This window comes from Mobiluncus curtisii ATCC 43063 (genome assembly GCF_000196535.1).
Classification (GTDB): Bacteria; Actinomycetota; Actinomycetes; order Actinomycetales; family Actinomycetaceae; genus Mobiluncus; species Mobiluncus curtisii.
This window is the reverse complement of record NC_014246.1, coordinates 2011570-2037128: the sequence shown is the minus strand read 5'-3', so window position 1 is coordinate 2037128 and position 25559 is coordinate 2011570. Positions and strand designations below refer to the sequence as shown.

Below are 25559 nucleotides of genomic sequence, written 5' to 3'. Positions count from 1 at the left end.
GGCACTAGGGACGCTGCAACGGCGACTTGGGATGATCTTCGGGTTGCGTATGAACCACGAATTTACCCAGTACATCGTCAATAAGAGCGTTCAAATGGTCATCAATAGTTACGTCTAGGGCACCTACATTGTCCTCAATCTGAGATGCTTTGGAAGCTCCGATGATGACGCCGGAAACATTGGGACGTGCCAGCAGCCATGCCAAAGCCAGCTGATTCATGCGGCACCCGGCTTCTTCCGCCACTCGGCGCAAGCCTTGTACCGCTGCCAGCAGGTCGTCCTGCATCCACCGGCGCATGAACTTGGCGCCAGCTTTGTGGGCAGCGCGCGTCTTTTCTTTCGGAGTCTCTCCCGGACGGTACTTGCCAGTCAACACCCCTTGTGCCAGAGGAGAAAAACACAGGTGTCCCATGCCGTTGTGTTCGCAAGCCTCGACGACCCCGTCCTCGACGACTCGCCACAGCAGAGAATATTCAGCCTGATTGGAAATTAGGGGAATCTTTAGTTCGCGAGCCAAATGCGCGGCATCACGAATCTGGTCGGGATACCACTCGGAAACCCCGACATAAAGAATCTTGCCGGCGCGCACCAGGTCAGCAAAAGCCAGCATGGTTTCTTCCAGCGGAGTTTCGTAATCGAAACGATGGGCCTGATAAACATCCAGGTAATCTGTGCGCAGTCGTTTCAACGAGTTGTGGCAAGACTCGAAAATATGCTTGCGGGACAGTCCGGCGTCATTCGGACCGAAGCCCTTGACCGGCCAATAAACCTTGGACATCAGCACCAAGTCCTGACGATCCACGTCCCGCAAAGCCCGACCCAAGACTTTTTCGGCAGCGCCATTGGCGTAAACATCGGCGGTATCGAAAGTAAAGATTCCGTTTTCCAGAGCAACCCGAACGGCTTTTTCAGCAGCCTTATCATCAACTTGAGCGCCATGGGTGAGCCAGTTTCCGAGAACCAGCGAAGAAATCTTAAGTCCAGAGTTACCTAAAAAACGTGTTTCCATGATGCCCAGTCTATAAGTTTTAGGACCGGGGCGGAGACTCTTGCCGTTTCGCTACCGCTGAAATTACGGTGTTTTAATAAAAACCTGTGAAATTACCGGGAATTTTGCTGTTGCTTAGCAGCTTTGCCCCGCGCTACTTGCGGCTTCGGGCTGCGCCACCGGCGAATCATGATGGCGCGGGTAAAGGCGTACCAGCGCAATCCACGTGGGATATTTTCCAAGCCCAGGCGCTTGACGCACTGTCGGTGGGCTCGCCCTGCGATGATACCGCCATCTAACATGCCCAGAATCAAGACTGCGTAGGAGCCAAACAAGGTCCACGTGTTGACCTTTTGTGCTAGTTCAGTGTCTTGTCGGTTCAAAATAGAAACAGCAATCAAGCTGAGAGCCATGAGCACCAGCATCGTGACCAGCATAAATTCGGCAAAAGAATAGCGGGAATCGATGAAATCACGGGTCATCCGACGAGCCTGACCGCGATGTTGATAAGGCAGCAAATCCTCGCGACCGGTGCGTAAGCCTTCCTGTTCGCGTTCATAGCGACGGCGGGACTCCTCACGTGCTCGTTCTTTCGCGATTTTCTTATCAACGCCTAGCAGCCCTTGATAGTTGCGGGCTTCCTGCTGTTTTCGGGAGGGGGTTGGTCCCTTCTTTTGGCGTGGATTGGTGGAGGATTTAGATTCCCCTGGGTTTTTAGATTCGCTGGGCTGTGGCTTTTTTAATAGACTCATGATAGGCAAATCATGCCACAGATTTTTTATGTTGGAAAACCGGGAAAGCGACCGGCAAATGAATAAAGGGAAAGGAAAATGCGGTGGAGGAAGTAACCTTGCGCGAACGCGTAACTGCCGATTTCAACAATGTTGTCGAGTTCTTGAAAGACCTGGTGCGGATTCCCGCGGTGTCCTCGCTGCCGGAACATGCCTCGGACATGCAGGTCAGCGCGGAATACATCGTGAAAAATTTGGAAGCAGCCGGCGCGACGGCACGCATTGTGACCGTGACAGATTCGAAAACCGGGCTGGTTTCTCGTCCCGCAATTTTGGCTGAAAAGTCCGGACCAGCTGGGGCTCCCACCGTGCTGCTCTATGCCCACCATGACGTGCAGCCCACGGGGGATTTGGACAAGTGGGACTCGGACCCGTTTGAGCCAGTGGAGCGCGACGGACGCCTCTATGGGCGCGGTGCCAGTGATGATGGCGCGGGGGTAGCGACCCATTTGGGAATGCTGCGCGCGTGGGGAGACAAACTGCCCGTCAATGTGAAAATTTTTATCGAAGGTGAGGAAGAAGTCGGCTCTCCGACCTTTAACGCCTTCCTGGAACAGAATCGGGAATTCCTGCAAGCCGATGTCATCATCGTGACTGATTCCGGGAACTGGGACGTTCACCAGCCAGCCCTGACCACGGGTCTGCGCGGTGTGTTGAGCGTAGACGTGAACGTCAAAACTCTGGATCACGCCGTGCATTCCGGAGCTTTCGGTGGGGTCACCGTAGATGCCTTGACCTGCCTGTGCCGGCTCCTCGCTACTTTGCACAATCAGAAGGGCAGTGTGGCGGTTCCCGGATTGGTGACGAAGACGGTGGCGGACGTGGACTATCCGGAAGATGACTTGCGGAAACAAATGGGAGCCGTGGCAGGTCTGGAACTGACGGGGACTGGGGACCTTGCCTCCCGCCTGTGGACCCAGCCGGCTATCAGCGTCATCGGGATTGACGCGCCCAGCGTGGCGAACAGCTCTAATACCATCATTCCGCAGGCGAAAGCACGAATCTCGATGCGTATCGCGCCCGGTCAAGATCCTCAAAAGGCGGCGCAAGCGCTGTCGGATTACCTGGTAGCAAACGCTCCTTTCGGTGCCGAGGTCAGTGTGGAATGCCTGGAAACTGGACCAGCTTATGCCGCCAACCTGGACTCTCCGGTGCTGGCTTTGATGCACGGAGCCCTGACTGATGCTTTTGGGGTCAAGAGCGTCAATATCGGTCAAGGCGGTTCGATTCCGTTCATCGCCACGTTCCAGGAATTCTTCCCCGCTGCCGAAGTCCTCGTGACCGGGGTCGAGGATCCCTACACCAACGCTCACTCTGAGAACGAGTCCCAAGATATAGCGGATTTGCAGGGAGCAGTGCTTGCTGAGTCTCTGTTATTGGGACGTCTAGCCAAGGATGCGAACACGCCCCAGAATTAGGTGGCACTCGGTGCGGATACAAATCCTGGCGACCCCCGAATTCGCCGAATTTGCCCAGGACTTTTGCGGCGCTTGGAGCCAGAACCATCTGGCTGACACCCTGCACCTAGAGGTGGCAGATTTACGGTCAACGCAGTCGTCGCAGCCGGTGAAATCGAGAAACGCGAGTCCCGCCCTAACCACGCCAGCCAATCCCGCCCCGAACAGTGGCGGCACGGCGCTTGTGAGAGGACTGACGATTGCCAGTCCTCGGCAAGTCCAACTGGATGCGCAGGCGGATTTGTACCTGGTCATTCAGCCGGAAATCACCGACGTCCCCGACCCGACTGACTTAGCGAACCTGGTCGTCGCGAGGGCGACGCGGCGAGGTCTTCAACCGGTGGTGGTTTTGGCTGCCGATTCCCCGCTGTCACGTCGCCAGCTGCAGGAATCTGGCATCGCGCAAGCTTACTTCCTCGCCGAACACCCCGCACGTAGTGCCGCGCAGTGGGGGCGTATCTTGGGTCAAACGTGGCGTTTGCCCGATTGAGAGAAATCAAATGCCTACCGGCGCTGATATTTCCAGTTCGGGAGGGTACAGAAACCGAGGAAGAAAAACGGCGCAAATAAGGTTAAACTAAGTTGCAGTGTTTTCTCATGAAAGGAATATAGATGGAGACTTCTCCCTTGACCCACGAAGTCACTTTAACAGATGCCGCCGTAGCCAAGATTAAATCCTTACTGGAACAGGAAGGTCGCGATGATTTGCGGTTGCGCGTGGGCGTAGCTCCCGGAGGCTGCTCCGGCTTGATTTACCAACTCGAATTTGACGATGAACTGTCCGAAGACGATGCGGTGCGCGATTTTGATGGCGTGGAACTGGTTGTCGACAAAATGAGCGTGCCCTATCTGGCTGGTGCCACCGTAGATTTCCAGGACACCCTGGCTCAGACCGGGTTCGTGATTGATAACCCGAATGCTGCCAATACTTGTTCTTGCGGAGGATCTTTCCACTAGATTCCATTAGAGAAAAATCAACCGGAGGTTACGGCGAGCCTGGTTCTGTAGGCTCGCCGTTTCTCTATCGTCGTAAGGCAATCCAACGGAACGGGAAACACAAAGTTGCAAAGTCAATGACGATTAGGTTCGAATGTCGGTTGGTTCAAGGTAAAATCGGGTTTGGACAATTCTGAACTTGAGTATTCCTGGGGAGTATTGTGTTACGTAAATTTGCTTTCGCCCTAGCGGCTGCCAGTCTCGCGCTGTCGCTGACTGCCTGTTCTAAACCTGCTGGTAGCGAGATGCCCACTGTGGCTTCACCTCAGTTCGGGACGATACCGGAGATTAATTTCCCGGCAGCCCCGCCTCCGGAAGCGCCCGTGATGAAGATTCTCGATGATGGTGACGGGAAAGGCGAAGAAGTCAAAGACGGTGACCTGGTCGTCGTCGATTATTACGGCAAAGTTTGGGGCGGAGCCGTAATGCCCGATTCCACCATTACTGATACTGCCGGTCCTCGCGCGATTTCACTGGCTCACCCGCCAATCGAAGGCTGGAAAGAACTCCGTGGGGTCAAGGTCGGTCAACGGGTGTTGATGATTTTGCCTCCGAGCCAGGCATACGGTGAGATGGGTTCCAGCAGTATCGGGGTTAAAAAGGACGATACGCTAGCTTACGTGGTCGACGTGCGTTTAGCAGTGTCTCCAGACGCCGCCTCCAAGTTCCAAGTCACTCCGACCAATAACCCGCTGCCAAACGGTATTAGCATCAACCCGGACGGACAGGGAGCTTACACTCTGAACACTGCCGCAGCTGGGGCATATCCCTCTGCCCAAGACACCGCAGTCTACGCCACCGGTGACGGTCCGGCGGTTAAAGCGGGACAGGGCGTCATTGTGAAGCGGGTCAGCACAGATTGGAACGGACAGACCACCGCTGCGGACTGGAATGCCAGTGAGATGATTTCAGTTTCAGCTGATTCCATGGGACTGGCTGATCTGCCATTGGGAAGTCTGGTCTTGGTCATCACTCCGGCTACGCCCACTGCTGACCCCCAGGCAACCTTGTTACAGCTGGTTGCCGCTTACGATTCCAGTCGTTAATACCGCAGCGAGCGGGACACAAAACCTGAATTTTGGAAAAAGAGGAGCAATCTTGCAATACCTACAGAAGAGACTAGCGGTACTTTCCCTGTTTGCTTTAGTGGTCGCGGGTTTGACAGCTTGCCAAGAGACCCCTAAGGAGCAAAATGCTCCGCTTGCCAATCCGAAAAACTGTGTGAACACCATTACCCCAGCCACGTCTGCGGAACCCGCAGCGGTTAAGCCGGTGGAAAATGGACCGGTTCCTGCCGTCGACCCTTCCGATGGTTTCGGAACGGAACCGAACATTGCGGCGGGGACAGGACCGGCTCCGAAAGATTTTATCCGTACGGTCTTGCATGAAGGCACCGGGACAGTAGTTTCGGCAAACGCAGACGTCATCGTCCACTACAAGGGACAAAAGTGGAACGGTGAGGTTTTTGACGACTCCTGGCAAAAAGGTGAACCCGCTTCTTTCTCTCTGGGCAGCAACATTATTGAAGGCTGGAGATGGGGTCTGGCAGGACGCAACGTTGGCGATCGGATTGAGCTTGTCATTCCGCCGCGCCTAGCCTACGGGGAGCTTACGGAACGGGAACAAGCTGCCAAAGACGCCGGTCAGCCTCTGCCGGGCAAGAATCACCCGTTAGCCGGTGAAACCTTGGTTTTCGTGATAGACATTCTGTTCGCGCCTCCCGTGATGGAGGAAACCCAATTGGCCGCCTACACCCAACTTTTGGGGCAGTCAAAGCCCACCGGGGCAAAACTTCCTGACGGTCTGCGTATCTATTGCGGACCCGGCACCGAACCGCAACCGGCTTATATCGAAGGTTCAAAAGTTCCCGGCAAGCCTTTTAACGTTTGGACTTTGGAAGGTCAGGGACAGCCTATTCAAGCTGGCGACCAAGTGGGATATGTGGTTGTTTCTGGTTCTTGGGGTGACAAACCCACTTCTACCTGGATTAACGGTAAGGGAGTTTTGTGGGCGGATGCGGAAACCATGAAAGCCGTGGGGAAAAATGTCGGTTCCCGCCTGGTGATGGTGGGACCTCCGAACAAATCCGCGCCGCGCGGAGTAGTCCAGATTGTCGATATTGTAGACGCTATCGCTCTTCCGACCCTGGGATAGGGCGGACGTCACAAGGGTTTTCGGCTCGACCGGAGGGGTGACACCCGACGGTCGTGGGGGATGCTGAACTGTTTGGTGTGCACCCAATAGGTAGGTAAAATGTTTATGTCTTCAGTAAAGGAGCGAATTCTATGGAAGCAAAAGCTGGCACTGATGCCGTGCAAGTCATGCTTTTCAGTGGCAATCCCCATACTCGTCAAGCTGTCATGGATGCTGCCGGACTCAGCGGTAGTTTTGATATGCCACCGATTGAATGGCAGGAAGTAGCGACGTCGGATGCGGTGAAACAAAATTTTGCCGAAGACCGCTACGCGGCACTGGTGCTTGACGCAGAAACCTATCAGGAGGGTGGACAGTCAGTGGCGCGTTGGCTTAATATCCATGCGGATAAGGTCCCGCCTATCATCATGCTGGTGGCTCGTCAACAGGACGAATGGATGTCACGCTGGTCTGGAGCGAGCTATAGCGTGCCCGCTCCTTATGAGGCAGACGCGGTGATGGCTGCCTTGCGACAGGCTCTTGCAGAGACTGCCTGAATGCCTTAGTGACGGCGGAGGGGCAGCAGCAAACCTAAACCCACCGCTAGGGCAATCAAACACAAAGTAGCTGCCACTGCCGAGTAAATCGGCTGGGTAATTCCCAAGACTACGAAGCCGATGATGGCGGCAGCCAGCAGCAGCCAGCCGACCTTGGTGCGGGTCCGCAAAGTCGGTAATGGGGGATTGGGCGCTACGAAACCTTCGGTGTCTTCCACTGGGGTCCAGTCCCGAGGTCCGAAACCTCCGAGTTCAGGAGTAGCCGCCGCGAGTTGCTCGAAACGACGGTTTACTTCCTCAGGGGTTTCCTCATTGCGATCCTTGTGACCGCTTCGATTACGAAACGTCATAATTGAACTATACATGAAGCCCTGTGGGCACTGGAGGTATCGACTGTGTACAGATTTCCAAAGTTTGTCGCTGGACCGTTGTTGCACCTCTTGTTTCAGCCGTGGATACGCGGAGCAGATAACATTCCCGAAACCGGTCCGGCAATTTTGGCTTCCAATCACCTCGCGGTTATTGACTCAGTGTTCCTGCCATTGATGATTAAACGGGAAATTACTTTCGTCGGGAAATCAGATTACTTTACCGGTACCGGTATAAAGGGCTGGATTACCAAGCATTTTATGCAGTCCGTGGGGGTCATTCCAGTGGATCGTTCCGGTGGTAAGGCTTCCCAGGTCGCTTTGGATAAGGGACTGCAAGTTTTGGAACGCGGCGACCTATTCGGTATTTATCCCGAAGGCACGCGTTCTCCGGACGGCAGGCTTTATCGCGGTAAAACGGGGATTGCCCGACTGTCTCTCATCAGTGGCGCTCCGATTATTCCGGTGGCAATGGTGGGAACGAACAAATCGCAGCCCATCGGCAAGACCATCCCGAAGCTGGAACGTATCGGTGTCATCATCGGGAAACCTCTGGATTTTTCTCGCTACAAGGGCATGGAAAACAACCGCTATGTGCTGCGTTCCATTACCGACGAAGTCATGTATGACCTGATGCTGCTGTCCGGGCAGGAATACGTGGATGAATATGCCGCCAATGTGAAAAAGCGTTTGGAGATACAGCGCAAAACCAGCAAGGAAACCAGCAAAGACTCCGAAACCGCCGCTAGTGAGGTCGGTACGGCGGAGGCATCTCCCGCGGAGGGACAATCCGATACACAACCAGATGTAGCCGCCCAACCAGGCGACGAACCCCAGAATGTAAAGAAATAGGATAACAAGAAAGGCAGAAATATGGCTCTGAAACGAGTGGCTCTGTTGACAGCGGGCGGTTTTGCGCCGTGTCTGTCCACCGCGGTGGGCATGTTGATTGAACGGTACACCGAGTTGGAACCGGAGGTGGACATCATCGCGTACGAGCACGGCTATCACGGTCTGCTCACCGGCAAATACTTGCAGATTGATGATGATGCCAGGGCTAATGCCGCCCGGTTGCAGCTCTACGGTGGTTCACCCATCGGGAACTCTCGGGTCAAGTTGACGAACACCGCCGACCTGGTGAAGCGCGGTCTCATCAAGGAAGGCGAGGATGCGCTGAAAGTCGCCGCGGACCAATTGGTGAAGGACGGCGTAGACGTGCTGCACACCATTGGGGGGGACGATACGAACACGACCGCTGCCGATTTGGCAGCTTATCTGGAGGAGCACAACTATCACCTCACTGTGGTGGGGCTGCCCAAGACGATTGACAATGACGTGGTGCCGATTCGCCAATCCTTAGGTGCCTACACCGCGGCAGAAAATACTTCCATATTTGCCCAACACATCATTTCGGAATCCCGGGTATCTCCGCGGATGTTGATTGTCCACGAGGTAATGGGACGCAACTGTGGCTGGTTGACGGCTTACTCGGCAAAGCTGTATCGCGAGTGGCTGGACCAGCAAACCTTTGTGCCTTCGGTCGGGCTGGATCGCAAACACTGGGATATTAACGGCATCTATGTGCCGGAAATGCACATGGACATTGAGTCCGAAGGCAAGCGCCTTAAGAAAATTATGGACGAAAACGATACGGTCAACATTTTCCTGTCTGAAGGTGCCGGGGTCATGGACATCGTGGCAGAGATGGAAGCCCAAAACCAGGTCGTCAATCGTGATGCGTTCGGTCACGTGCGTCTGGATGAAATCAATCCGGGACAATACTTTGCCAAACGTTTCGCCCAGGCAGTCGACGCGGAAAAAGTCTTGGTTCAAAAATCTGGCTATTTCGCCCGTTCTGCCCCGTCCAATCAGGCTGATTTGCAGCTCATTAAAGGCATGGTGGACCTGGGTGTGCAGTGTGCCATCGCCGGAGAATCCGGGGTTATTGGGCATGATGAAGAAAATGGTAACCGTCTGAGCTGTATTGATTTCCAGCGCATCAAGGGTGGCAAGCCTTTCGACGTGAACCTGCCGTGGTTCCGCCAGATGCTCCAGGAGATTGGTCAAGCCTAGGCTTTTTTAGGTTTTCTCACTCGCCGCGCTCCGGGTTAAACTGTAGAAAGTTGCCCGGAGCGGGGCTTTTTAATGGCAAACACGAAATGGAAACGCGAAAATGGTCTTGAATGCACTTAGAGATTTTGAAACTGTGTGGCGTGGCGCACCTGCCCTCCAGCAGCCGCGCTATCCTGACCCAGACCAGGTCTCTGCGGTCTGTGCAGCATTGAAGCAGCGTCCGCCACTGGTTTTTGCCGGGGAAGTCAATGAACTGCAACACTTGATGGCACAAGCCTGTGTCGGGGAGGCTTTCGTGCTGACTGGCGGAGATTGTGCCGAAACTTTTGCTGAATCCACTGCCGACCACTTGAAACTGAAAATTCAGACCATCCTGCAGATGGCAGTCGTTTTGGCTTACGGTGGGGGACTGCCCGTCATCAAAATGGGTCGCATGGCGGGGCAGTATGCCAAACCCCGTTCTGCTGATACAGAAACTCGTGACGGCGTGACGTTAGAGTCCTACCGAGGCGATGCCGTCAACGGACACGAGTTCACCGCAGAGTCGCGTACTCCTGACCCGCACCGGCTGATGTCCTGCTACCAGTATTCAGCTGCCACACTGAACCTGATTCGGGCCTTCACCCAGGGCGGTTACGCCGATATGCGCCGAGTTCACGAGTGGAACAAAGGCTTTATGCGTAACCGGGCGTACGCAAAATTCGATGACCTGGCTACCGCGATTGACGCGGCAATGCAGTTCATGAAAGCTACCGGGGTTCCCTCCGATGCACTGCGAACCACTGAGTTCTATTCCTCGCATGAAGCGTTGCTCCTGGAATACGAAAATGCCCTGACCCGCGTGGATTCCATCAGCGGTGATTTGTATGACACTTCCGCACACTTCCTGTGGATTGGAGAACGCACCCGTCAAGTGAACGGGGCGCACGTGGCTTTACTGTCACAGGTGAAAAATCCTCTGGGCGTTAAGCTCGGACCGAACTCGACTCCCGATGATGTGAAAGGGCTGGTGGAAAGGTTAAACCCGGAGGGCGTGGCGGGACGCCTGACTTTCATCACCCGGATGGGAGCCAGCAATATCCGGGAAAAACTTCCCCCCCTGCTGCAAGCCGGCAAAGACACCGGCACTCCTCTGGTGTGGATGTGCGATCCGATGCACGGCAACACGGTAAAGACCGGTTCGGGCTACAAAACTCGTCACTTTGAGACGATTCTGGACGAGGTGCGGGGATTTTTTGCCGCTCACGAGGCTATCGGGACAGTTCCGGGGGGCATTCACGTGGAACTGACGGGCGAGGACGTGACCGAAATTGTTGGCGGTACGGAAACTATCGACGAATCCGCCCTGGCAAACCGTTACGAAACCCTGGTGGATCCGCGTCTGAACCACCAACAGGCTCTAGAACTGGCTTTCTTAGTGGCGCAAATGCTGGCGCAAGCGAAACCGGGCATCCAACCGGCAGATTTAGAGAACTTCCCGGCGCTAGGTTTTTAATCTGTCACCGGTGGCAACGCTTTAACCTGCCGGAGACTCTGAATGGCAGTCGCGACGCCGGTCCGCCGGGTTTAAGTTCGTTCAGAACAGAGTAATCGTTACCGTGGATCCGACTTTAGCTTGGGTTCCGGCGCCTGGATTGGAATTCAAGACCCGCTTGGAATCTCCGAAAGTACGCTTTACATTCACCGTGAATCCAGCTGACTCCAGGGCAGAGCGGGCCTCGCCTTCGCTTTTACCAAATACATTTGGTACTGCTGCCATCTCTGGACCTTTAGAAACCACCAGGGTCACTTGGTCGAGACGGTGGAGGGTCGTGTTGGGAGCCACACTTTGGCTGATGACCTTGCCTTTGGGAACGCCATCCGAGAATTCTTCCTTAACCTGTGGCTGTAAACCAACCTTGGTCAATTCACTTTGAGCTTCCGAACCTGGTTTGCCGACCAAATCTAGCATCGTAACCGGCTGACGACCTTTGGAAACCGTAACTTTAACTATCGTGTTGTGCGGCACACTGGCATTGGGTGCAGGGTCTTGGGCAGAAACCTGCCCCTCCGGCACGGTGTCATGGAATTCCTCGCTGATCTGCGGGGCGTTGAAGCGAGCCTTTTTCACCAGCTCCAAGGCATCTTCCTGAGTCTTTCCCGTCAAATCGGGCATCGTCAGCATTTCGACGCCCTTGGAGACAAAAATCTTTGCGGTCTGGAAACGCCCCAAGGGTTTACCCGGCGCTGGATCGGTACGGGCTACGTTCCCGGCAGGAACGTTGTCATCAAACACATCCACACGTTCAAAAGTTACGTCGGCGGCAGTGAGGGATTTGGAGGCATCCGACCACTGTTGGTTGACCACGTCCACCATGGGTCGATACGAACCCGGTCCCCACATAAAGAACCAGGTCAGGATAGCCGCTAGCAGGACTATGGCGCCGATAATTCCCCCAATTAAGAACCACCGCGTCTTTCGGTGGGAAGTATCTGTGGATGGGGTATCAGAGTTACGCACGGAATTTGCCCGACGTTCCCGGCGGCGCTTCCACCAAGACTTGTGATGCGTAGGGGAGCCAGGGGCACCGGGCAGGGGAACTTCGTTGAGAGTCGGCGTTAATTCCTGATCCGAGTCGACCTCAACAGTGTCGGGTGCGGGCTGAGCGTCGCCGTGCAGCGCCATTTCGGTGGGACTCAGCCCAGCAATGGTTTCGTCAACCAGTTCCAGGGCAGCATCCCCGTTCAAAGGTCGCTTGGCAGGATCCCGTGTCGTGAGTTTCGCAATCAGGTCATCGACGGACTGTGGCACCCAGGGCTGGGTCTCCCTGATGCGTGGAACGTCTTGGTTCACGTGGGCGTAGGCGATTTGGATGGGAGAATCGCCGGAAAACGGGGGGACTCCAGCCAAAAGCTCGAAAAGCATGATGCCGGTGGCGTAAACGTCCACGCGGGAATCTGCGGCTGTTCCCGACACGGTTTCGGGAGACAGGTACGCCACTGTCCCCAAGATTGAACCGGTAGTGGCAGCGGTAACTTCGGAGGCGGCACGCGCCAAACCGAAATCGGCGACCTTTACCTGACCGGTTTCTGGCAGCAGCACGTTTTCCGGTTTCACGTCACGGTGAACCAGACCGGAGCGATGCGCAGCGGCGAGGGCTTGGAGAATTTCCCTGGTGATTTGGAGGGCTTCACTGACCGGCAGGCACCCCCGTGAACGCAGGTAGGTACGCAGGTTAGGACCCTTTACCAGTTCCATCACCAGGTAGCTAGAGCCTTGGGCACTACCCTGGTCATACACCGCGACCACACCGGGATGGGTCAGTTTTGCTGCCGCTCGAGCCTCCCGGCGAAACCGGGCGACGAAGTCCTGGGACTCTGCCAGGTGGGGGTACATAATTTTCAATGCTACCGGTCGGTCCAGGCGCGTGTCTCGTGCCCGATACACGGTAGCCATCCCACCGCGGGCGAGTCTCTTTTCAATGACGTAACGACCATCAATAGTCTGTCCCACCAAGTGATCCGTAGGTTCCCGCGGCGCCTGAGGGCTGGTGGGGGTGGGCTGGGCAGGCGGGAAAGAATCGGGCATGTTGCCGTTGGAGTGACGTCCTGTAGAAGTGGGTTTGGGTGCTGGTACCGCGGTCGTTGCTCCGGTACCGTCGAAATTTTCCGTTTCTTTGTCACTCACGCCCAAAAGTCTAGGTTAAATTGTTCCGTATTTCTGTGTCCCTCCCCGTGACGCGCCGCTTTTTGCATTAGTTTTGCATTGTGAGTGAAATCTGGAAGGAATATAACTGGCTGACTATCAGCGAAGCGGCGGCTTATCTGGGTGTGGAACCGAAAGCTATCCGCTCCTGGCTCAAAGAATTATCTTTGCTAGCGTTGCCCTCACCAGAGGATGGAAAGCTGCGTATTCCCCAGGTCTTCCTGGTGCCAGCTGAATCGGCGGGAGATTATTGCGGACCCTTGGAGGTCCTGCGGGGTACCTTAATCCTGTTGCGTGATGGCGGGTTCAGCGATGTCGAAGCAATGAACTGGATGCTCAGCGTGGACGACAGCCTAGGGGACACCCCGTTGAATGCACTGCGGGCGGGACGCAAGAAAGCTGTGCGTCGGGTGGCAGGAGCTTTGGCACTCTGAATAGTTAGTGCTGATTAGCTGGCGCGGTTCACCAGGGAGGAACCGAAAGCGGCGAGTTGTCGTTTCACCTCTGCGTCGCACGGCATAGCGTCTAGGAATTCCTGGGATTGCTCCAGGTGCTCATTCATCAGGTCAGAAATCGCGCGTCGCGCTCCGGAACCGGTGATAATGGCGCAAATGTTGTCGATGATGGGTGGGGTCAAGTCCGGCGCTCCCCAGTAGCGCATCAAGTAGTCTCGCCCTCGGTCATCAGTCATTTCCCAAGCGAGAGCGAGCTGTGCAGTACGTTTCCCAGAACGAATATCGTCACCGGAGGGTTTTCCGGTCAGTTCTTGATCTCCGAAAATCCCCAAATCGTCGTCACGCAGCTGGTAAGCCACGCCCAAGGGAGTGGCGAATCCTTCCAATTGCTCAATGAGGGAATCATTGGCGCCGCGCAACGCCGCTCCCAACAGCAGCGGTATTACTACAGAGTAACGCGCGGTCTTGTGCTTGATAATTTCCATAGCCGCCTCCCGAGAGGGGGGCATATCAGGTGAGAGCTCACGAGTCTCTGCGGAAAGGTCGAGGAACTGTCCGTAAGCCACTTCGGCTTGCATCGTAACGAAGAAATTACTGGCTCGATGGGCATTTTCCACAGAAAGCGTGCTGATGGCCTGGGAAAAGTAAGAGTTTGCAGCCGCATAGAGCAAGTCTCCCCACAAGATAGCAGCGGAATCGCCGAAACGAGGTCCACCCATGGGGAAAGACGTCATAAATGCGATTTGCGCAGCAGGTAGACCGCGACGTTTTATGGCATTGTCGATGATGTCGTCATGAACCAGAGCTGAGGTTTGAAACAGCTCGAGACTGGCGCCCAGGTCCAGCAGTTGGTCGGGAATCTCACCTGTCCGCAGGGGACCGGCGGCGCTAATCCAACCCATGTAGGCGGCGATGGCTCGGAAACGCTTACCCCGGGTGAGTAGTCCGCTAGCGGGGGCAGAGAATCCGTCTAGCTGCGCGTTTGTTAAGGCTTTGCTGTTGCAATATTTCCACGGCTCGGCAAGTCGGGCGCTGACTCCGGAGCGCACGTCAGCTATCAGGGAAATTTCCTCGAGCATGACCCAAATTTACCATGTCATGAGCAATTTTGTTAGTATGAAATTATAATTGTGCCTTGTACGTTTTGAAACAATTCCTCAATGCGAAAGGTTCTCGGTGTCTACCAGCGAAAAGTCCCTTGAAAATCAAGGCGAAACCAGCCCTACTACCACTCGGAAGACTGCCGGCAAGGCAGCAGGCGCCAAAGCTGGTTCCACCACTCGGAAAGCTAGCACCAAGGCGGGACAGAAAGTCTCTAAGGCGCAGTCGGAGGCGAAATCAACCGCCAAATCTGCAACGAAATCTAAGGCATCGACCGGATCCAAGAGCGCCGCAGCGAAGGCTACCAAGACCGCTGCTAAATCTGGCGGGAAAGCTAGCACAAAGACTGGCGCTAAAACTGCAGGGAAAACCGCGGCGAAATCCACCACCAAGACCAGAGCAAAATCCAGTGCCAAATCAGGTGAAAAGACCACCACTCGGAAAACCCGGACCTCCAAGGCAAAAGCCACGGAGACGAGCACGGGTACGAAGCGGAGGAAGTCTGCAACCAATCAAGAACTACCTGAAGAGTCTGTAAAATCTCCGGAACTCGAAGTCGAGGACGAAATCGAGGAAGAAGTCGAAGATAAGGACAACGAACCTGATGAAGGCGAGCTGGAAGACCCGGAAATCGAGGATTTAGCAGACCTCGAGGGCGACGACGAAGAAGATGATGCAGACAGTGAGGAAGACGCTGAGGATACTGAGGACGACGAGGACGAGGACGCTTCCCACGAGGATAAATCGAAAGATACCAAACTAGGGTCTAAAGCTAAATCCTCGACCAGTGCGGAATATACCCTCTCCGAAAAAGATGATGCGGACGAGCCGGCTCAAAAGGTGACCGTAGCTGGGGCGACTTCCGATCCGGTCAAGGATTACCTGAAGCAAATCGGCAAGGTCGCGCTGTTGAACGCGGAACAGGAAGTGGACCTGTCCAAGCGCATCGAAGCTGGTCTGTACGCGGAGCACCTGTTGAAGACTAAGCAGGAAACCATGACTCCGAAACAGATTCGGGAACTGCACTATGTCGTTCAAGACGGGCAGATGGCAAAGAATCACCTGCTAGAGGCAAACCTGCGCTTGGTAGTGGCTCTGGCAAAGAAATATACCGGACGTGGTATGTTGTTCCTTGACTTGATTCAAGAGGGCAACTTAGGTCTGATACGTGCGGTAGAAAAATTCGATTATTCCAAAGGTTACAAGTTCTCTACCTACGCCACCTGGTGGATTCGTCAGGCCATCACCCGTGCTATGGCAGACCAGGCGCGTACCATCCGGATTCCGGTACACATGGTGGAAGTCATTAATAAACTGGCGCGGGTGCAACGCCAAATGCTGCAGGATCTGGGACGCGAACCCACCCCTGATGAGCTGGCGCAAGAACTTGAAATGACCCCAGAAAAGGTCGTGGAAGTCCAGAAATACGGTCGCGAGCCGATTTCCCTGCACACCCCGCTGGGTGAGGACGGTGACTCTGAATTCGGGGATTTGATTGAAGACTCCGAAGCAGTAGTGCCTGCCGATGCCGTTAGCTTTATGATGCTCCAAGAACAGCTACAACGTGTTTTGGACACGTTGAGCGAACGAGAATCTGGCGTGATTGCCATGCGTTTCGGTCTCAAGGATGGTCAACCCAAGACTCTGGACGAAATCGGGCGCCGCTACGGGGTCACCCGCGAGCGTATCCGCCAGATTGAGGCCAAGACAATGTCCAAGCTGCGTCACCCGGCTCGTTCTCAGTCTTTGCGCGATTACTTGAACTAACCGCGACTCCCGTTAGACGAGTGTGCTATCGCGTTGATGGCGGGGATGGCGTATCAGCGACGTCTGGGGGACGTCGCGCCGCTGTAGCCCTGAGCTGAGTGATGAAGCGTCCTGGGTTTTGTTCCTATCTGTTTTTGAGAGGATTGGAACATATCGCAGGGGTGTTCGCTGGAGTTTAGGAATCGTGCGGTGAGGATGGTTGGTGATCGTCTGTCTGATGATAGGTCGTGTACGCAGTGGCGGGCTATCAGCGAGATTGCTCCACGGCTGGGTACATCAGTTGAGTCGTTGCGCCGCTGGTATGAGCAGCATCTTGATGTGGGGGATATTGTCCTCCAAGTAGGGCTCGGAGATCTGACGGAACCCGAGGTTTTCATAGAACCCCTGGGCATAGACCTGTCCCTCCAGATAGATGGCTTCAGCGTGGAAATGCTCTTGAGCCACGCGTATTCCCGCTTTCATGATTTCAGAACCCAAGCCCTGGCGGCGGCGCGCAGCAATGACGCGGCCAATCGAGACATATTCGCTCTCCACGCCGCGATCCAAGACGCGCAGGTAAGCCAGAATCTCGCCGTCCTCTTCCAACCACACGTGCAGAGAATCCTCATCTCGCCCATCAATTTCCGGGTAGGGGCAAGCCTGTTCGACCACGAAAACATCCACCCTGAGTTTCAAGATTGCATACAGTTCCGTGTTACTGAGTTGCGCAAAAGTCTTAACCTTCAGCTCCAAAGGCGACGCCTCCTGTGTCGTGGGTTTTCATGTGTTATCAGCGTTTTAGTCTACCAGCGGTTTACTGTGGCGACACAGCGTGAAAACCGGGGGCGCGGGGGCAAAAAGCGCGAAGCCCGGCAAGGCAACCTGAACCGGAGCGCCACGGCGCATAGGATATAGCCCGTGGTTACAGCTAAAGATGTCTCTGATTACTCTGCCCACCACCTTTCCGTCTTGGAAGGGCTGGAGGCGGTGCGCAAGCGTCCCGCTATGTATATAGGCTCGACTGATAAGCGCGGGCTCATGCATTGCCTGTGGGAAATTATCGATAACTCGGTCGATGAAGCTTTGGCTGGGTTCTGTGACCACATCGAAGTCGTGCTTTATCCCGATCATTCAGCGGAAGTGCGCGATAACGGTCGTGGCGTGCCGATAGACGAAGTGCCCGGCACGGGCTTGAGCGGTGTGGAAGTCGTCTACACGAAACTGCACGCGGGCGGCAAATTCGATGCCGGACTGTACAAGGTCGCGGGAGGTTTGCACGGGGTGGGTGCCTCGGTGGTCAACGCCCTGTCCGCCCGTATGGACGTGGCGGTCGACCGGGATGGTTACACCCACGGATTGCAGTTTCGTAGGGGCGAACCCGGCGTGTTCAGCGACACGGAGGAACTGAACCCCAACAACGCTTTCCTACCTTTCGAGGATTCCTCCAAGCTAACGAAGCTCGGCAAGGTTAAGAAAGGTACCACCGGGACGCGGGTACGCTTTTGGGCGGACTACCAGATTTTCCCCAAGGAGGTTGACTTCAGCTACGAGGACCTGTCTAATCGGGCGCGCAAAACCTCGTTCCTGGTTCCCGGTCTGGCCATCACCATCACCGACCTGCGTGGAGAGGAAACTCTCACCGATACGTTCTTGCACAAGGGCGGTACGGTCGACTTTGTGGACTATCTCGCGCCGGACCGTGCCATCACTGACACTTGGCAGTTACAGGGGAGCGGCACCTTCATGGAGATTGTGCAAGTGCCGAACCAACAGACGGGTCATTTGGAGCCTAAAGAGATGGAGCGCACCTGTGAGGTCGACGTGGCGCTGCGCTGGGGAGTGGGCTATGACACTGTGGAACAAAGCTACGTAAACATTATCGAAACCCCGGTCGGTGGCACGCACCTGGCGGGCTTCGAAGCGGGGTTGGTGAAAACCCTGCGCGCGGCAATCCAAGCCAACTCACGGCGTCTGAAACTGGGCGCTAAAGAATCGAAAATCGAGAAAGAGGACATTCTGACAGGCATGACCGCCGTCATCACCGTGCGCTTGCCCGAACCCGAATTTGAGGGGCAAACAAAAGAAGCCCTGGGCAGCGCCAAAGTCAAGCCGATTGTGACCAAAGTCGTGACTGAGGAGCTGGAAGCAAAGCTGAACTCCCGGAAACGCGAGGATAAAAACCAGGTTTCCGCCCTTCTGGACAAAATCGTGGCAGAGATGCGTTCACGCCTGTCCGCTCGGCTGTCCAAAGAGATTACGCGACGGAAAAACGCGCTGGAAACCTCGACTCTCCCGACGAAACTTGTGGATTGCCGCAGTGACGACGTCGAGAAATCCGAGCTGTTCATCGTGGAGGGCGATTCTGCGCTGGGCACCGCGAAAGCTGCTCGGAACTCCGAATTTCAAGCTCTGTTCCCGATTCGCGGCAAAATCCTCAACGTGCAAAAGACCGGCACTGCCCAAATGCTGGCTAACGCGGAATGCGCGGCGATTATCCAGGTCCTCGGGGCTGGGTCGGGGCGCACTTTCGACATTTCACAAGCCCGGTACGGCAAAGTCATCATGATGACGGATGCGGACGTGGATGGGGCGCATATCCGCACGCTGCTGTTGACCCTGTTCTTCCGCTATATGCGACCCATGATTGCCGCAGGTCGAGTCTTTGCTGCCGTCCCGCCGCTGCACCGGATTCAGGTCAACGCGAAAGGCAAGACGCCCGGCGAATTCCTCTACACCTATTCAGAGGATCAGCTCCATAAAGAGCTGGGGAAACTGGAACAGACCGGACGAACCTACAAGGAACCCATTCAGCGTTACAAAGGCTTGGGCGAGATGGACGCCGACCAGTTGGCAGAAACGACCATGGATCCGCAACACCGCACGCTGCGGCGAATCCGTTTAAGCGATGAAGCCGCTGTCAATCGGGCAGAAGAGGTCTTTGAGTTGTTGATGGGTTCGGCAGTGCCACCGCGGCGAGAATTCATCATCGAGGGAGCTTCGAAGTTGGACGCCGAGATGATTGACGCCTAGAATCGTCAGATAAGCTCCGGATTGGTGTCCGATTTCACCAGGAACCAATCAAAGTCATGGCAACGGCTTCTAACAAGCGAGGGGGAGATTTGGCTCAACTTTTTGCGTACCCAGCTTCCACTCCAGGACTCACCTGGAAACCGCTGGAGGTCACGCATAAGCCAGACCTGATGCGACTCATTGTCGAGATGGAACGTATCGACAATCCGCCCTACCGGACTTCCCCGGCGGAAGTTGATTCAATCTTTCAATCTGAATTTTGCGGACTAAGCGCCTGGGATCAGGACTCGCGGATGGTCGCCTACGCCATCGTGCGTATCGACGAAACCGACGGAGTACAAGCGATTTGCTCCGGAGGAGTGGGAGCGAGCTGGCGGAATCGTGGGGTCGGTTCCATCATTTTCCAGTGGGAAGTCCAGACTGCGCACACTATGCTGACAGACAAGCCGCGTCCTGCCCAGATTGTGTGTTTCGTGGACCAGGCAGCCAGTGGTGCCGAGCCACAGCTGCGCGCCAGCGGTTTTCTTCCCGCCCATACTTATCTGGAATTGCGTCGTGATTTGGCAGCTCCGGGAGAACTGGTAGCCCCCGGTCAATATCTGGAAATTATCCCGTGGTCACCGGATTTTGATGACCATGTACGTCGGGCTCACAACGAGCTGATGTCTTTAGCAGCCGGCGCGCCCGCCCAAGATATGCAGACTTGGCAGTCTAGCCGACCCTTCTTTGCCCCGCAATGGTCATTTATTGCCTTGGACAAATCCAGTGATGTCGCCGAAATAGCCGGGTATTTGCTATCCGCCCGCTATGAGCAAGATTGGGAGGCAATGGGGTTCACCCAAGGTTATACCGAAATCCTGGGGGTCCTGCCTGATTACGCGGAAACGCAGGTAGCGGCGGCTTTGCTATCTCATGCCATCGCTTCATACCAAGAATCGGGAATGCAATACGCCGCGGTGGGATTGGATCAGGAAAACCCGACTGAGGTTGCACAACTCTATACTGATTTCGGGTATGAAGTTACGGGAGGTTCGACTGAGTGGGTGGTGAACCTGCCTGCCGAAACTACAGACCCTGCGGATGCTTCCGCCTTGCGAGAAGAAGTCGCAAAAATGAATCGCGAGTCTGCCACGGCGCTACTGAAGCGAAAAAGAGAGAAAATCGGGCGTAAATCTCAGTAAAGACCCTGCTTGCGGGAGCGTCTCTCGACGTCTCAGACTCCGGCGCAACGATGAGGATAGAAAATATACTGCAATCGAGTATTAGCCAAAATAGGCGATATTAGATTTCAAGTTCGATCCAGAACCATCCCTACGTTCGTCTAATTCTGGCAGTTTGACTGGCTGACCGTGGGCATCGATGGCGTGTATTGGATCCGGACCCACAAAAGCCATATCGAGCGCATACTCGCCCTTTAGGAAACGCTGCACTCGCACCCCTTGTGCGCCCCGACCCTTTACGGGATAGCGATCCAGCGGTGTGAGTTTAATGGAACTTTGATTCGCCCCCGGCATCGCGTTCATAATGGCAGAGACAGTGGCGACGGTAGTAGCTGCAACCAGCTCATCAGGGACGATAGCTCCGGCAATGACCTGCGTGTGTTCTTTCAGACTCATACCTGCGACCCCGCCGGCATTGCGCCCCTGGGGGCGAACTTTATTAGCGGGAGTTCGCAGCAGCTGGGCATCCGTTGAAATCATCACGATTTGAGCGTCATCCGGGCAAGCTCCGGCATAAATCAACTGGTCCGTACCCTCCAGATTGATGATGCTGAAGCGGTCTTGGGTACTGGGATAGTCCGGTCGCATCCGTTTCACGATGCCGCGTGCGGTCATCATTCCGACCGTTTCGTCTTCATCCAAGGTGAGGATACCGACCACAGTTTCCCCGTCCTCCAAACGAGCTGCAGCTGATAGTTGCGGGGCGCCGTCAAAAGACCAGAGGGGCGCACTTTCCGTGAGACTCAACTCTATATCCTCAGTTTCGGTTGAACCTGCGGCAGTTGCGCTACTAGCGCCGGCAGAGTCAGCCAATGAGGACTTTTCCCCCGGAGGAAGACTCAACACGTCCAGACGCACCACAAAACCCGATGAAGTCACGACTCCGAAAGACCCTCGCGTATGGGTCAGTATAGAGCCGGCGATGGTGCTGTTGAAACCCTCTAAACGGGTCACGGGACCGGTATGTGTCAAACGGATAGCTCGCCCGTCGGCACCCAGGATAATCCGGCACGGTACATCGGGAACCTCCAGGGGCACATCCGACACCGTCATCGCCCCCAAAACCGGCAGTGCAGCGTCTTTTGAAGCCGCCACAGCTGAACCGTCCTCTTCCAGCAACACGGTACGACGTGGCGTAGACAGACGCGCCGCGGTCTGACGCATATCGGAACGTACCACGTCATGCAGTTTTTCGGTGGATGCCAAAATTTGTTCCAGTTCGGCAATCGCTTGTCGCAGCTCATCAGCTTCCGCCTCCAGCTCCAGGCGGGAGAACTTAGTCAGCCGCCGCAACCGTAGCTCTAGGATGAACTCCGCCTGGGCTTCGGACAAATCGAATACTGTCATCAAACGTTGACGAGCCGCGGCGGAATCATCCGAGGTCCGAATGACCTCGATGACCTCATCCAGATTCAGCACGGCAATGAGCAACCCATCGACCAAATGCAGGCGTTCTTGCTTTTTCTTCAGACGGAATTCGCTGCGCCGTCGAGTGACCTCCACACGGTGGTCGACAAACACCTGCAGTGCTGCTTTCAGACCCAGCGTGCGCGGCTGGCCATCGACCAGGGCGACGGTATTAATGCCGAAAGATTCCTGCAGGGGAGTGTACTTATACAGCGAAGCCAAAACAGCTTCGGGGTGAAAACCGTTCTTAACCTCGACCACCAGGCGCATTCCGTGCGTCCGATCGGAGAGGTCCTGCCAGCCCGAAACGCCTTTGACCTTTCCGGAGCTGACAGATTCTTTCAGTTTTTCCGCGACTCGCTCGGGACCGACCTGGTAAGGCAGTTCAGTAATGACAATGCCACGCTTACGAGCCGTGACCTGTTCGATGGTCGCCCTGGCACGAGTGATAAAAATGCCTCTCCCGTTTTCGTAGGCTTCACGGATTCCGTCCAAGCCCACAATAATTCCGCCTCCGGGAAGGTCCGGACCGGGGCAGTACTTCATCAGTTCCGCGGTGTCGGCTTGCGGATGATCCAGTAAGTGAATGGCGGCGTTAATCGTTTCGCCCACGTTGTGAGGTGGAATGTTAGTCGCCATGCCTACCGCGATCCCGTTCGCGCCGTTGACCAGCAGATTCGGGAACTCAGCTGGGAGTACCGCAGGCTGGGTGAGCTGATTGTCATAGTTTGGCACAAAATCGACAACGTCCTCGTCCAAATCGTCCACCAGTGCCAAAGCGGCGGGAGCCAAGCGAGCCTCGGTGTAACGCGCGGCGGCGGGGCCGTCATCCAGCGAACCGAAGTTGCCGTGACCGTCGATAAGCGGCACGCGCATGGTGAAAGGCTGTGCCAGACGCACCAGGGCATCGTAGATGGCAGAGTCCCCGTGCGGATGCAGCTTACCCATGACATCACCAACGACACGTTGCGACTTAACGTGCCCTTTATCAGGTGTCAGACCCATTTGTTTCATCTGAAACAGGATGCGACGCTGGACTGGTTTCAACCCGTCTTTCGCATCTGGTAGGGCGCGCGCGTGAATGACTGAATAGGCATATTCCAGGAAGGAATGCTCCATTTCCTCGTTGATGTCGATGTCTTGGATGCGTTCGAGGGAGGAGTCAGACATGACATCAATTCTTACGATTTTTCCTGCTCTTACGCCGCTTGCCACACCGGCGGGGTCGGAAATGATTGAATGGAAGGGTGAGCAACACGGAATTTCACATTGAAATCATGGCTGCGGGCGATGCTGATTTACGCCTCGATGCCCTGCTGGAAAGCGAATTTGCGGCTGCTGGCTGGTCCACCTTACCTCAGCAGCCTCCCTCCGCCCCGGATTCGACTGATAGCCCTGCCGGAGCCCCAGTCGTCCTCGTCCTGATTGACGGTCTGGGATGGTGGAACTTGAACGAATACCTGGGACATGCACCGAACTTACGTGCTCTGGTGAAAGCCGCCACAGCCTCGGGACAGACCTTAACCGCTCGCAGCGTGTGCCCCTCCACTACTGCAGCCGCGATTACTTCCACTCTGACCGGGCTGGCTCCCGGACGGCACAATATGCTGTCCTACCAGCTGATAGACCCGGTGGCACAGGCGAAATTTAACTTGATTACCTTCGAGGATTATCCGGGACGGACCGAAGAATTCCAACCCGAATCGACTTGGTTTGAGCGACTGCACGCGGCGAAAATTCCGGCTTTTGCTTTGGGACCGAAAAAATTTATCGGTGGCGGACTGACTCGAGCTGCCCTGCGGGGCGCGACGTATGTGGCTTCTGAAAACCTGGAGGCACGAGCCCATGATGCCGCGAACGTGTCGAAACAGGGCGGAATGACGTATTTCTATATCGCAGAAGTCGATCATGCCGGACATGGTTACGGGGTGGGATCCGATAAGTGGGTGAAAAACTTGGAAAAGGCTGATCGCGCCATTGGAATCATGCTGGATAGTCTGGCACCAGGAGTGAGGGTCATCATCACCGCAGATCACGGCATGTTGAACACGTCCCCTGAAGTCACCGTGGATTTGGCAAAGACTGCGGCGGCAGAATTTATCGCTGACGCCAGCGGGGAAGGACGCGTCCTGCACGTCCACGCCCAGCCGGGAGCGGCAGCGGTGCTGCAAGAAACGCTGCAGACACTGCTGGGGCCAGCCAAAGTGCTGAATCGCGACCAGGCAGAAGCCTTATTTGCTGCCTACAACGGCACCCCGGTGCGCCGGAAGGAACTGTTGGGAGATGTGGTCATATTTGCAGCGGGGACAGGTCAGACCTTGGACTCGCGATTTTTCAAAGAACAGGTATTCCAGATGAAAGGTCTGCACGGGGGCTTGAGCGAATCAGAAATGCGCGTTCCGCTGCTGCGTTATGTCAGCTGAGTCTCTCTCAGTCTGCCTTAGAGCCAAACAGAATCTCGTCCCAAGAAGGCATGGCAGCACGCCCCCGGCGTGTGGTGTGTCTACCTGTGTCAGCGGCAGGCTGAGCTGGATTTGGCTGCAAATCTTCCATCCCCGGTAACACGCCACTATCTGTGGGCAGTGCGGGTGACTGGGCAGCTGGAGGAGACTGGCGTTTCGCGGCTTCGAGGGACAAAACGTCCGCATCTGGGAGCGGCGAAACAGCGTCTGGAGTGGGTGCGGCTGGCGGTGCAGTCTCAGCATCCGGGGCAAACCCGGACGCAATGGCTGCCTCCATCGCGGAAACATCGTCTTCTTCGTCTCCGGTCACCACGGAAAGCCGGGTTCCTCGAGCAGCGTTCAGCTCTTCGAGCAGAGCTTCGGTAGCGCTCGTTTCTGGAGATTGTTCCGGGATGGGTTTGGTGGTTGGAGAGGGGGAAACCTCAGTCTCTGGGGCAGAACCGAAGCGGAAATGTCCTCGGCTCAGCAGGGTGTCGGAACCGGCGGGGGTAGCGGTCTCTGTCAGCCAGCGTGCCTGTTCGTCCAATGCCGTCAACGTGCGGTTTTCGTGGTCAAAGTCCCAGTTTGCCTCCAGGGCTTTGGCGTCCTGTACGAACTCCAGGTGAACCAGCCAGTTTTCGCCGGGTTGCCGGGTGGCATCCCAAATCAAGGAAGTGGGGCTGACTCCGCGGGTCGCCAAGCGGTCGATAACCAACTCGCCCAGAGCCGGGGCATCTTTATCAGGCGAAACCCGAGTTTCCTGAGCCTGACGGGCAGTATAAATCCGTTCTGCCAAAACCGGAGCTTCGTAACGTTTCACCTGAGCCAAGTCCATGCCGGCGCTGGTGGCGACCTCTTGGGCGGACGCGCCACCGCGAATCAAAGTTTGAATGTCTTTGGGGCGTAAATCCTGGGTGTTGGAAGCGGATAGCGCCGCCACAACTTTCCGACGCTGCTGGCGCACTATGGAGCGCAGCTCTTCGTCGAGAGGTAAAAGGAAGCGTTCACCTTCTGTGTCAACTAACACAAGGTGTTCGCCGTCAGTATGAATTCCAAGCAAAGAAAGGCTGCGCATTTTTCCTCCTGGACTAAACATTGCCAAAATCGGGGG

22 protein-coding genes are annotated in these 25559 nt (G+C 55.6%); 14 read left to right on the top strand and 8 right to left on the bottom strand.

The window, feature by feature from the left end; genetic code table 11:
• Positions 1 to 4 precede the first annotated feature (4 nt).
• Together HMPREF0573_RS08845 and HMPREF0573_RS08840 are read right to left on the bottom strand one after the other, a co-directional pair.
• On the bottom strand, positions 5 to 1009 hold the full coding sequence (locus HMPREF0573_RS08845; protein WP_004006690.1) for an aldo/keto reductase family protein: 1005 nt from the start codon (positions 1007 to 1009) through the stop codon (positions 5 to 7).
• Positions 1010 to 1101: 92 nt separating this feature from the next.
• The gene (locus tag HMPREF0573_RS08840) at positions 1102 to 1740 is read right to left on the bottom strand and encodes a DUF3043 domain-containing protein (protein WP_004009679.1); all 639 of its coding nucleotides are present in this window, start codon (positions 1738 to 1740) and stop codon (positions 1102 to 1104) included.
• 83 nt (positions 1741 to 1823) lie between these two features.
• Between HMPREF0573_RS08840 and HMPREF0573_RS08835 the strand changes: the two genes are divergently transcribed.
• The 6 genes from HMPREF0573_RS08835 (at position 1824) to HMPREF0573_RS08810 (ending at position 6922) form a co-directional block, all read left to right on the top strand.
• Positions 1824 to 3197 carry a dipeptidase gene (locus HMPREF0573_RS08835; RefSeq protein ID WP_004006692.1) on the top strand — a complete coding sequence of 458 codons (1374 nt, stop codon included), beginning with the start codon at positions 1824 to 1826 and terminating at the stop codon, positions 3195 to 3197.
• Between the two features lie 10 nt (positions 3198 to 3207).
• Positions 3208 to 3726: a hypothetical protein gene (locus HMPREF0573_RS08830; protein ID WP_004006693.1), complete on the top strand. Its 519-nt coding sequence runs from the start codon at positions 3208 to 3210 to the stop codon at positions 3724 to 3726.
• A 122-nt stretch (positions 3727 to 3848) separates the two neighbouring features.
• Positions 3849 to 4193, top strand: a complete 345-nt coding sequence (erpA, locus tag HMPREF0573_RS08825; protein ID WP_004006694.1) for an iron-sulfur cluster insertion protein ErpA — start codon at positions 3849 to 3851, stop codon at positions 4191 to 4193.
• Between the two features lie 200 nt (positions 4194 to 4393).
• Complete coding sequence (locus tag HMPREF0573_RS08820) at positions 4394 to 5278, top strand: FKBP-type peptidyl-prolyl cis-trans isomerase (RefSeq protein WP_004006695.1); 885 nt, start codon at positions 4394 to 4396, stop codon at positions 5276 to 5278.
• Positions 5279 to 5330: 52 nt separating this feature from the next.
• The gene (locus HMPREF0573_RS08815) at positions 5331 to 6386 is read left to right on the top strand and encodes an FKBP-type peptidyl-prolyl cis-trans isomerase (protein WP_004006696.1); all 1056 of its coding nucleotides are present in this window, start codon (positions 5331 to 5333) and stop codon (positions 6384 to 6386) included.
• A 131-nt stretch (positions 6387 to 6517) separates the two neighbouring features.
• Positions 6518 to 6922 (top strand): response regulator transcription factor, encoded by a 405-nt coding sequence (locus tag HMPREF0573_RS08810; protein WP_004006697.1) that lies wholly within the window; start codon positions 6518 to 6520, stop codon positions 6920 to 6922.
• A gap of 5 nt (positions 6923 to 6927) precedes the next feature.
• Here HMPREF0573_RS08810 and HMPREF0573_RS08805 read toward each other — a convergent pair whose 3' ends face one another.
• Positions 6928 to 7272 carry a hypothetical protein gene (locus HMPREF0573_RS08805; RefSeq protein ID WP_004006698.1) on the bottom strand — a complete coding sequence of 115 codons (345 nt, stop codon included), beginning with the start codon at positions 7270 to 7272 and terminating at the stop codon, positions 6928 to 6930.
• Between the two features lie 45 nt (positions 7273 to 7317).
• On the opposite strand from HMPREF0573_RS08805, the gene HMPREF0573_RS08800 reads away from it, so the two are divergent.
• The 3 genes from HMPREF0573_RS08800 (at position 7318) to HMPREF0573_RS08790 (ending at position 10858) form a co-directional block, all read left to right on the top strand.
• Positions 7318 to 8142, top strand: a complete 825-nt coding sequence (locus HMPREF0573_RS08800) for a lysophospholipid acyltransferase family protein (RefSeq protein ID WP_004006699.1) — start codon at positions 7318 to 7320, stop codon at positions 8140 to 8142.
• A gap of 21 nt (positions 8143 to 8163) precedes the next feature.
• Positions 8164 to 9363: a pyrophosphate--fructose-6-phosphate 1-phosphotransferase gene (locus tag HMPREF0573_RS08795; RefSeq protein WP_004010601.1), complete on the top strand. Its 1200-nt coding sequence runs from the start codon at positions 8164 to 8166 to the stop codon at positions 9361 to 9363.
• A 100-nt stretch (positions 9364 to 9463) separates the two neighbouring features.
• Positions 9464 to 10858: a class II 3-deoxy-7-phosphoheptulonate synthase gene (locus tag HMPREF0573_RS08790; RefSeq protein WP_013189610.1), complete on the top strand. Its 1395-nt coding sequence runs from the start codon at positions 9464 to 9466 to the stop codon at positions 10856 to 10858.
• An 81-nt stretch (positions 10859 to 10939) separates the two neighbouring features.
• Here HMPREF0573_RS08790 and pknB read toward each other — a convergent pair whose 3' ends face one another.
• Complete coding sequence (gene pknB / locus HMPREF0573_RS08785; RefSeq protein WP_013189609.1) at positions 10940 to 12931, bottom strand: Stk1 family PASTA domain-containing Ser/Thr kinase; 1992 nt, start codon at positions 12929 to 12931, stop codon at positions 10940 to 10942.
• 179 nt (positions 12932 to 13110) lie between these two features.
• On the opposite strand from pknB, the gene HMPREF0573_RS08780 reads away from it, so the two are divergent.
• Positions 13111 to 13482, top strand: a complete 372-nt coding sequence (locus tag HMPREF0573_RS08780; RefSeq protein WP_004010604.1) for an Rv2175c family DNA-binding protein — start codon at positions 13111 to 13113, stop codon at positions 13480 to 13482.
• 14 nt (positions 13483 to 13496) lie between these two features.
• On the opposite strand, the gene HMPREF0573_RS08775 is transcribed toward HMPREF0573_RS08780, so the two are convergent.
• Positions 13497 to 14582 carry a polyprenyl synthetase family protein gene (locus HMPREF0573_RS08775; RefSeq protein WP_013189608.1) on the bottom strand — a complete coding sequence of 362 codons (1086 nt, stop codon included), beginning with the start codon at positions 14580 to 14582 and terminating at the stop codon, positions 13497 to 13499.
• Between the two features lie 97 nt (positions 14583 to 14679).
• Here HMPREF0573_RS08775 and HMPREF0573_RS08770 point away from each other — a divergent pair, with 97 nt between their 5' ends.
• Positions 14680 to 16371 (top strand): RNA polymerase sigma factor, encoded by a 1692-nt coding sequence (locus HMPREF0573_RS08770; RefSeq protein WP_013189607.1) that lies wholly within the window; start codon positions 14680 to 14682, stop codon positions 16369 to 16371.
• A 276-nt stretch (positions 16372 to 16647) separates the two neighbouring features.
• Here HMPREF0573_RS08770 and HMPREF0573_RS08765 read toward each other — a convergent pair whose 3' ends face one another.
• On the bottom strand, positions 16648 to 17103 hold the full coding sequence (locus tag HMPREF0573_RS08765; RefSeq protein WP_013189606.1) for a GNAT family N-acetyltransferase: 456 nt from the start codon (positions 17101 to 17103) through the stop codon (positions 16648 to 16650).
• 165 nt (positions 17104 to 17268) lie between these two features.
• On the opposite strand from HMPREF0573_RS08765, the gene HMPREF0573_RS08760 reads away from it, so the two are divergent.
• The gene (locus HMPREF0573_RS08760; protein WP_004010607.1) at positions 17269 to 19380 is read left to right on the top strand and encodes a DNA gyrase/topoisomerase IV subunit B; all 2112 of its coding nucleotides are present in this window, start codon (positions 17269 to 17271) and stop codon (positions 19378 to 19380) included.
• 89 nt (positions 19381 to 19469) lie between these two features.
• The gene (locus HMPREF0573_RS08755) at positions 19470 to 20561 is read left to right on the top strand and encodes an N-acetyltransferase (protein ID WP_236589595.1); all 1092 of its coding nucleotides are present in this window, start codon (positions 19470 to 19472) and stop codon (positions 20559 to 20561) included.
• An 81-nt stretch (positions 20562 to 20642) separates the two neighbouring features.
• Here HMPREF0573_RS08755 and HMPREF0573_RS08750 read toward each other — a convergent pair whose 3' ends face one another.
• Entirely contained in the window at positions 20643 to 23177 is a 2535-nt protein-coding gene (locus HMPREF0573_RS08750; RefSeq protein ID WP_013189604.1) for a DNA gyrase/topoisomerase IV subunit A, read from the bottom strand.
• Between the two features lie 77 nt (positions 23178 to 23254).
• Here HMPREF0573_RS08750 and HMPREF0573_RS08745 point away from each other — a divergent pair, with 77 nt between their 5' ends.
• Positions 23255 to 24430, top strand: coding sequence for an alkaline phosphatase family protein (locus HMPREF0573_RS08745; protein ID WP_013189603.1), 1176 nt, complete (start codon positions 23255 to 23257; stop codon positions 24428 to 24430).
• A 7-nt stretch (positions 24431 to 24437) separates the two neighbouring features.
• On the opposite strand, the gene sepH is transcribed toward HMPREF0573_RS08745, so the two are convergent.
• A complete protein-coding gene (gene sepH / locus HMPREF0573_RS08740) occupies positions 24438 to 25523 on the bottom strand; it encodes a septation protein SepH (protein WP_004006714.1) in 1086 nt (361 codons plus the stop codon).
• Positions 25524 to 25559 lie beyond the last annotated feature (36 nt).

Bases quoted from the DNA above. Each gene is read 5' to 3' on its own strand.
- HMPREF0573_RS08845 (WP_004006690.1), bottom strand. From the start codon at position 1,009: ATGGAAACACGTTTTTTAGGTAACTCTGGACTTAAGATTTCTTCGCTG.
- HMPREF0573_RS08840 (WP_004009679.1), bottom strand. From the start codon at position 1,740: ATGAGTCTATTAAAAAAGCCACAGCCCAGCGAATCTAAAAACCCAGGG.
- erpA (WP_004006694.1), top strand. From the start codon at position 3,849: ATGGAGACTTCTCCCTTGACCCACGAAGTCACTTTAACAGATGCCGCC.
- HMPREF0573_RS08810 (WP_004006697.1), top strand. From the start codon at position 6,518: ATGGAAGCAAAAGCTGGCACTGATGCCGTGCAAGTCATGCTTTTCAGT.
- HMPREF0573_RS08805 (WP_004006698.1), bottom strand. From the start codon at position 7,272: ATGACGTTTCGTAATCGAAGCGGTCACAAGGATCGCAATGAGGAAACC.
- HMPREF0573_RS08795 (WP_004010601.1), top strand. From the start codon at position 8,164: ATGGCTCTGAAACGAGTGGCTCTGTTGACAGCGGGCGGTTTTGCGCCG.
- HMPREF0573_RS08790 (WP_013189610.1), top strand. From the start codon at position 9,464: ATGGTCTTGAATGCACTTAGAGATTTTGAAACTGTGTGGCGTGGCGCA.
- pknB (WP_013189609.1), bottom strand. From the start codon at position 12,931: ATGCCCGATTCTTTCCCGCCTGCCCAGCCCACCCCCACCAGCCCTCAG.
- HMPREF0573_RS08775 (WP_013189608.1), bottom strand. From the start codon at position 14,582: ATGCTCGAGGAAATTTCCCTGATAGCTGACGTGCGCTCCGGAGTCAGC.
- HMPREF0573_RS08750 (WP_013189604.1), bottom strand. From the start codon at position 23,177: ATGTCTGACTCCTCCCTCGAACGCATCCAAGACATCGACATCAACGAG.
- sepH (WP_004006714.1), bottom strand. From the start codon at position 25,523: ATGCGCAGCCTTTCTTTGCTTGGAATTCATACTGACGGCGAACACCTT.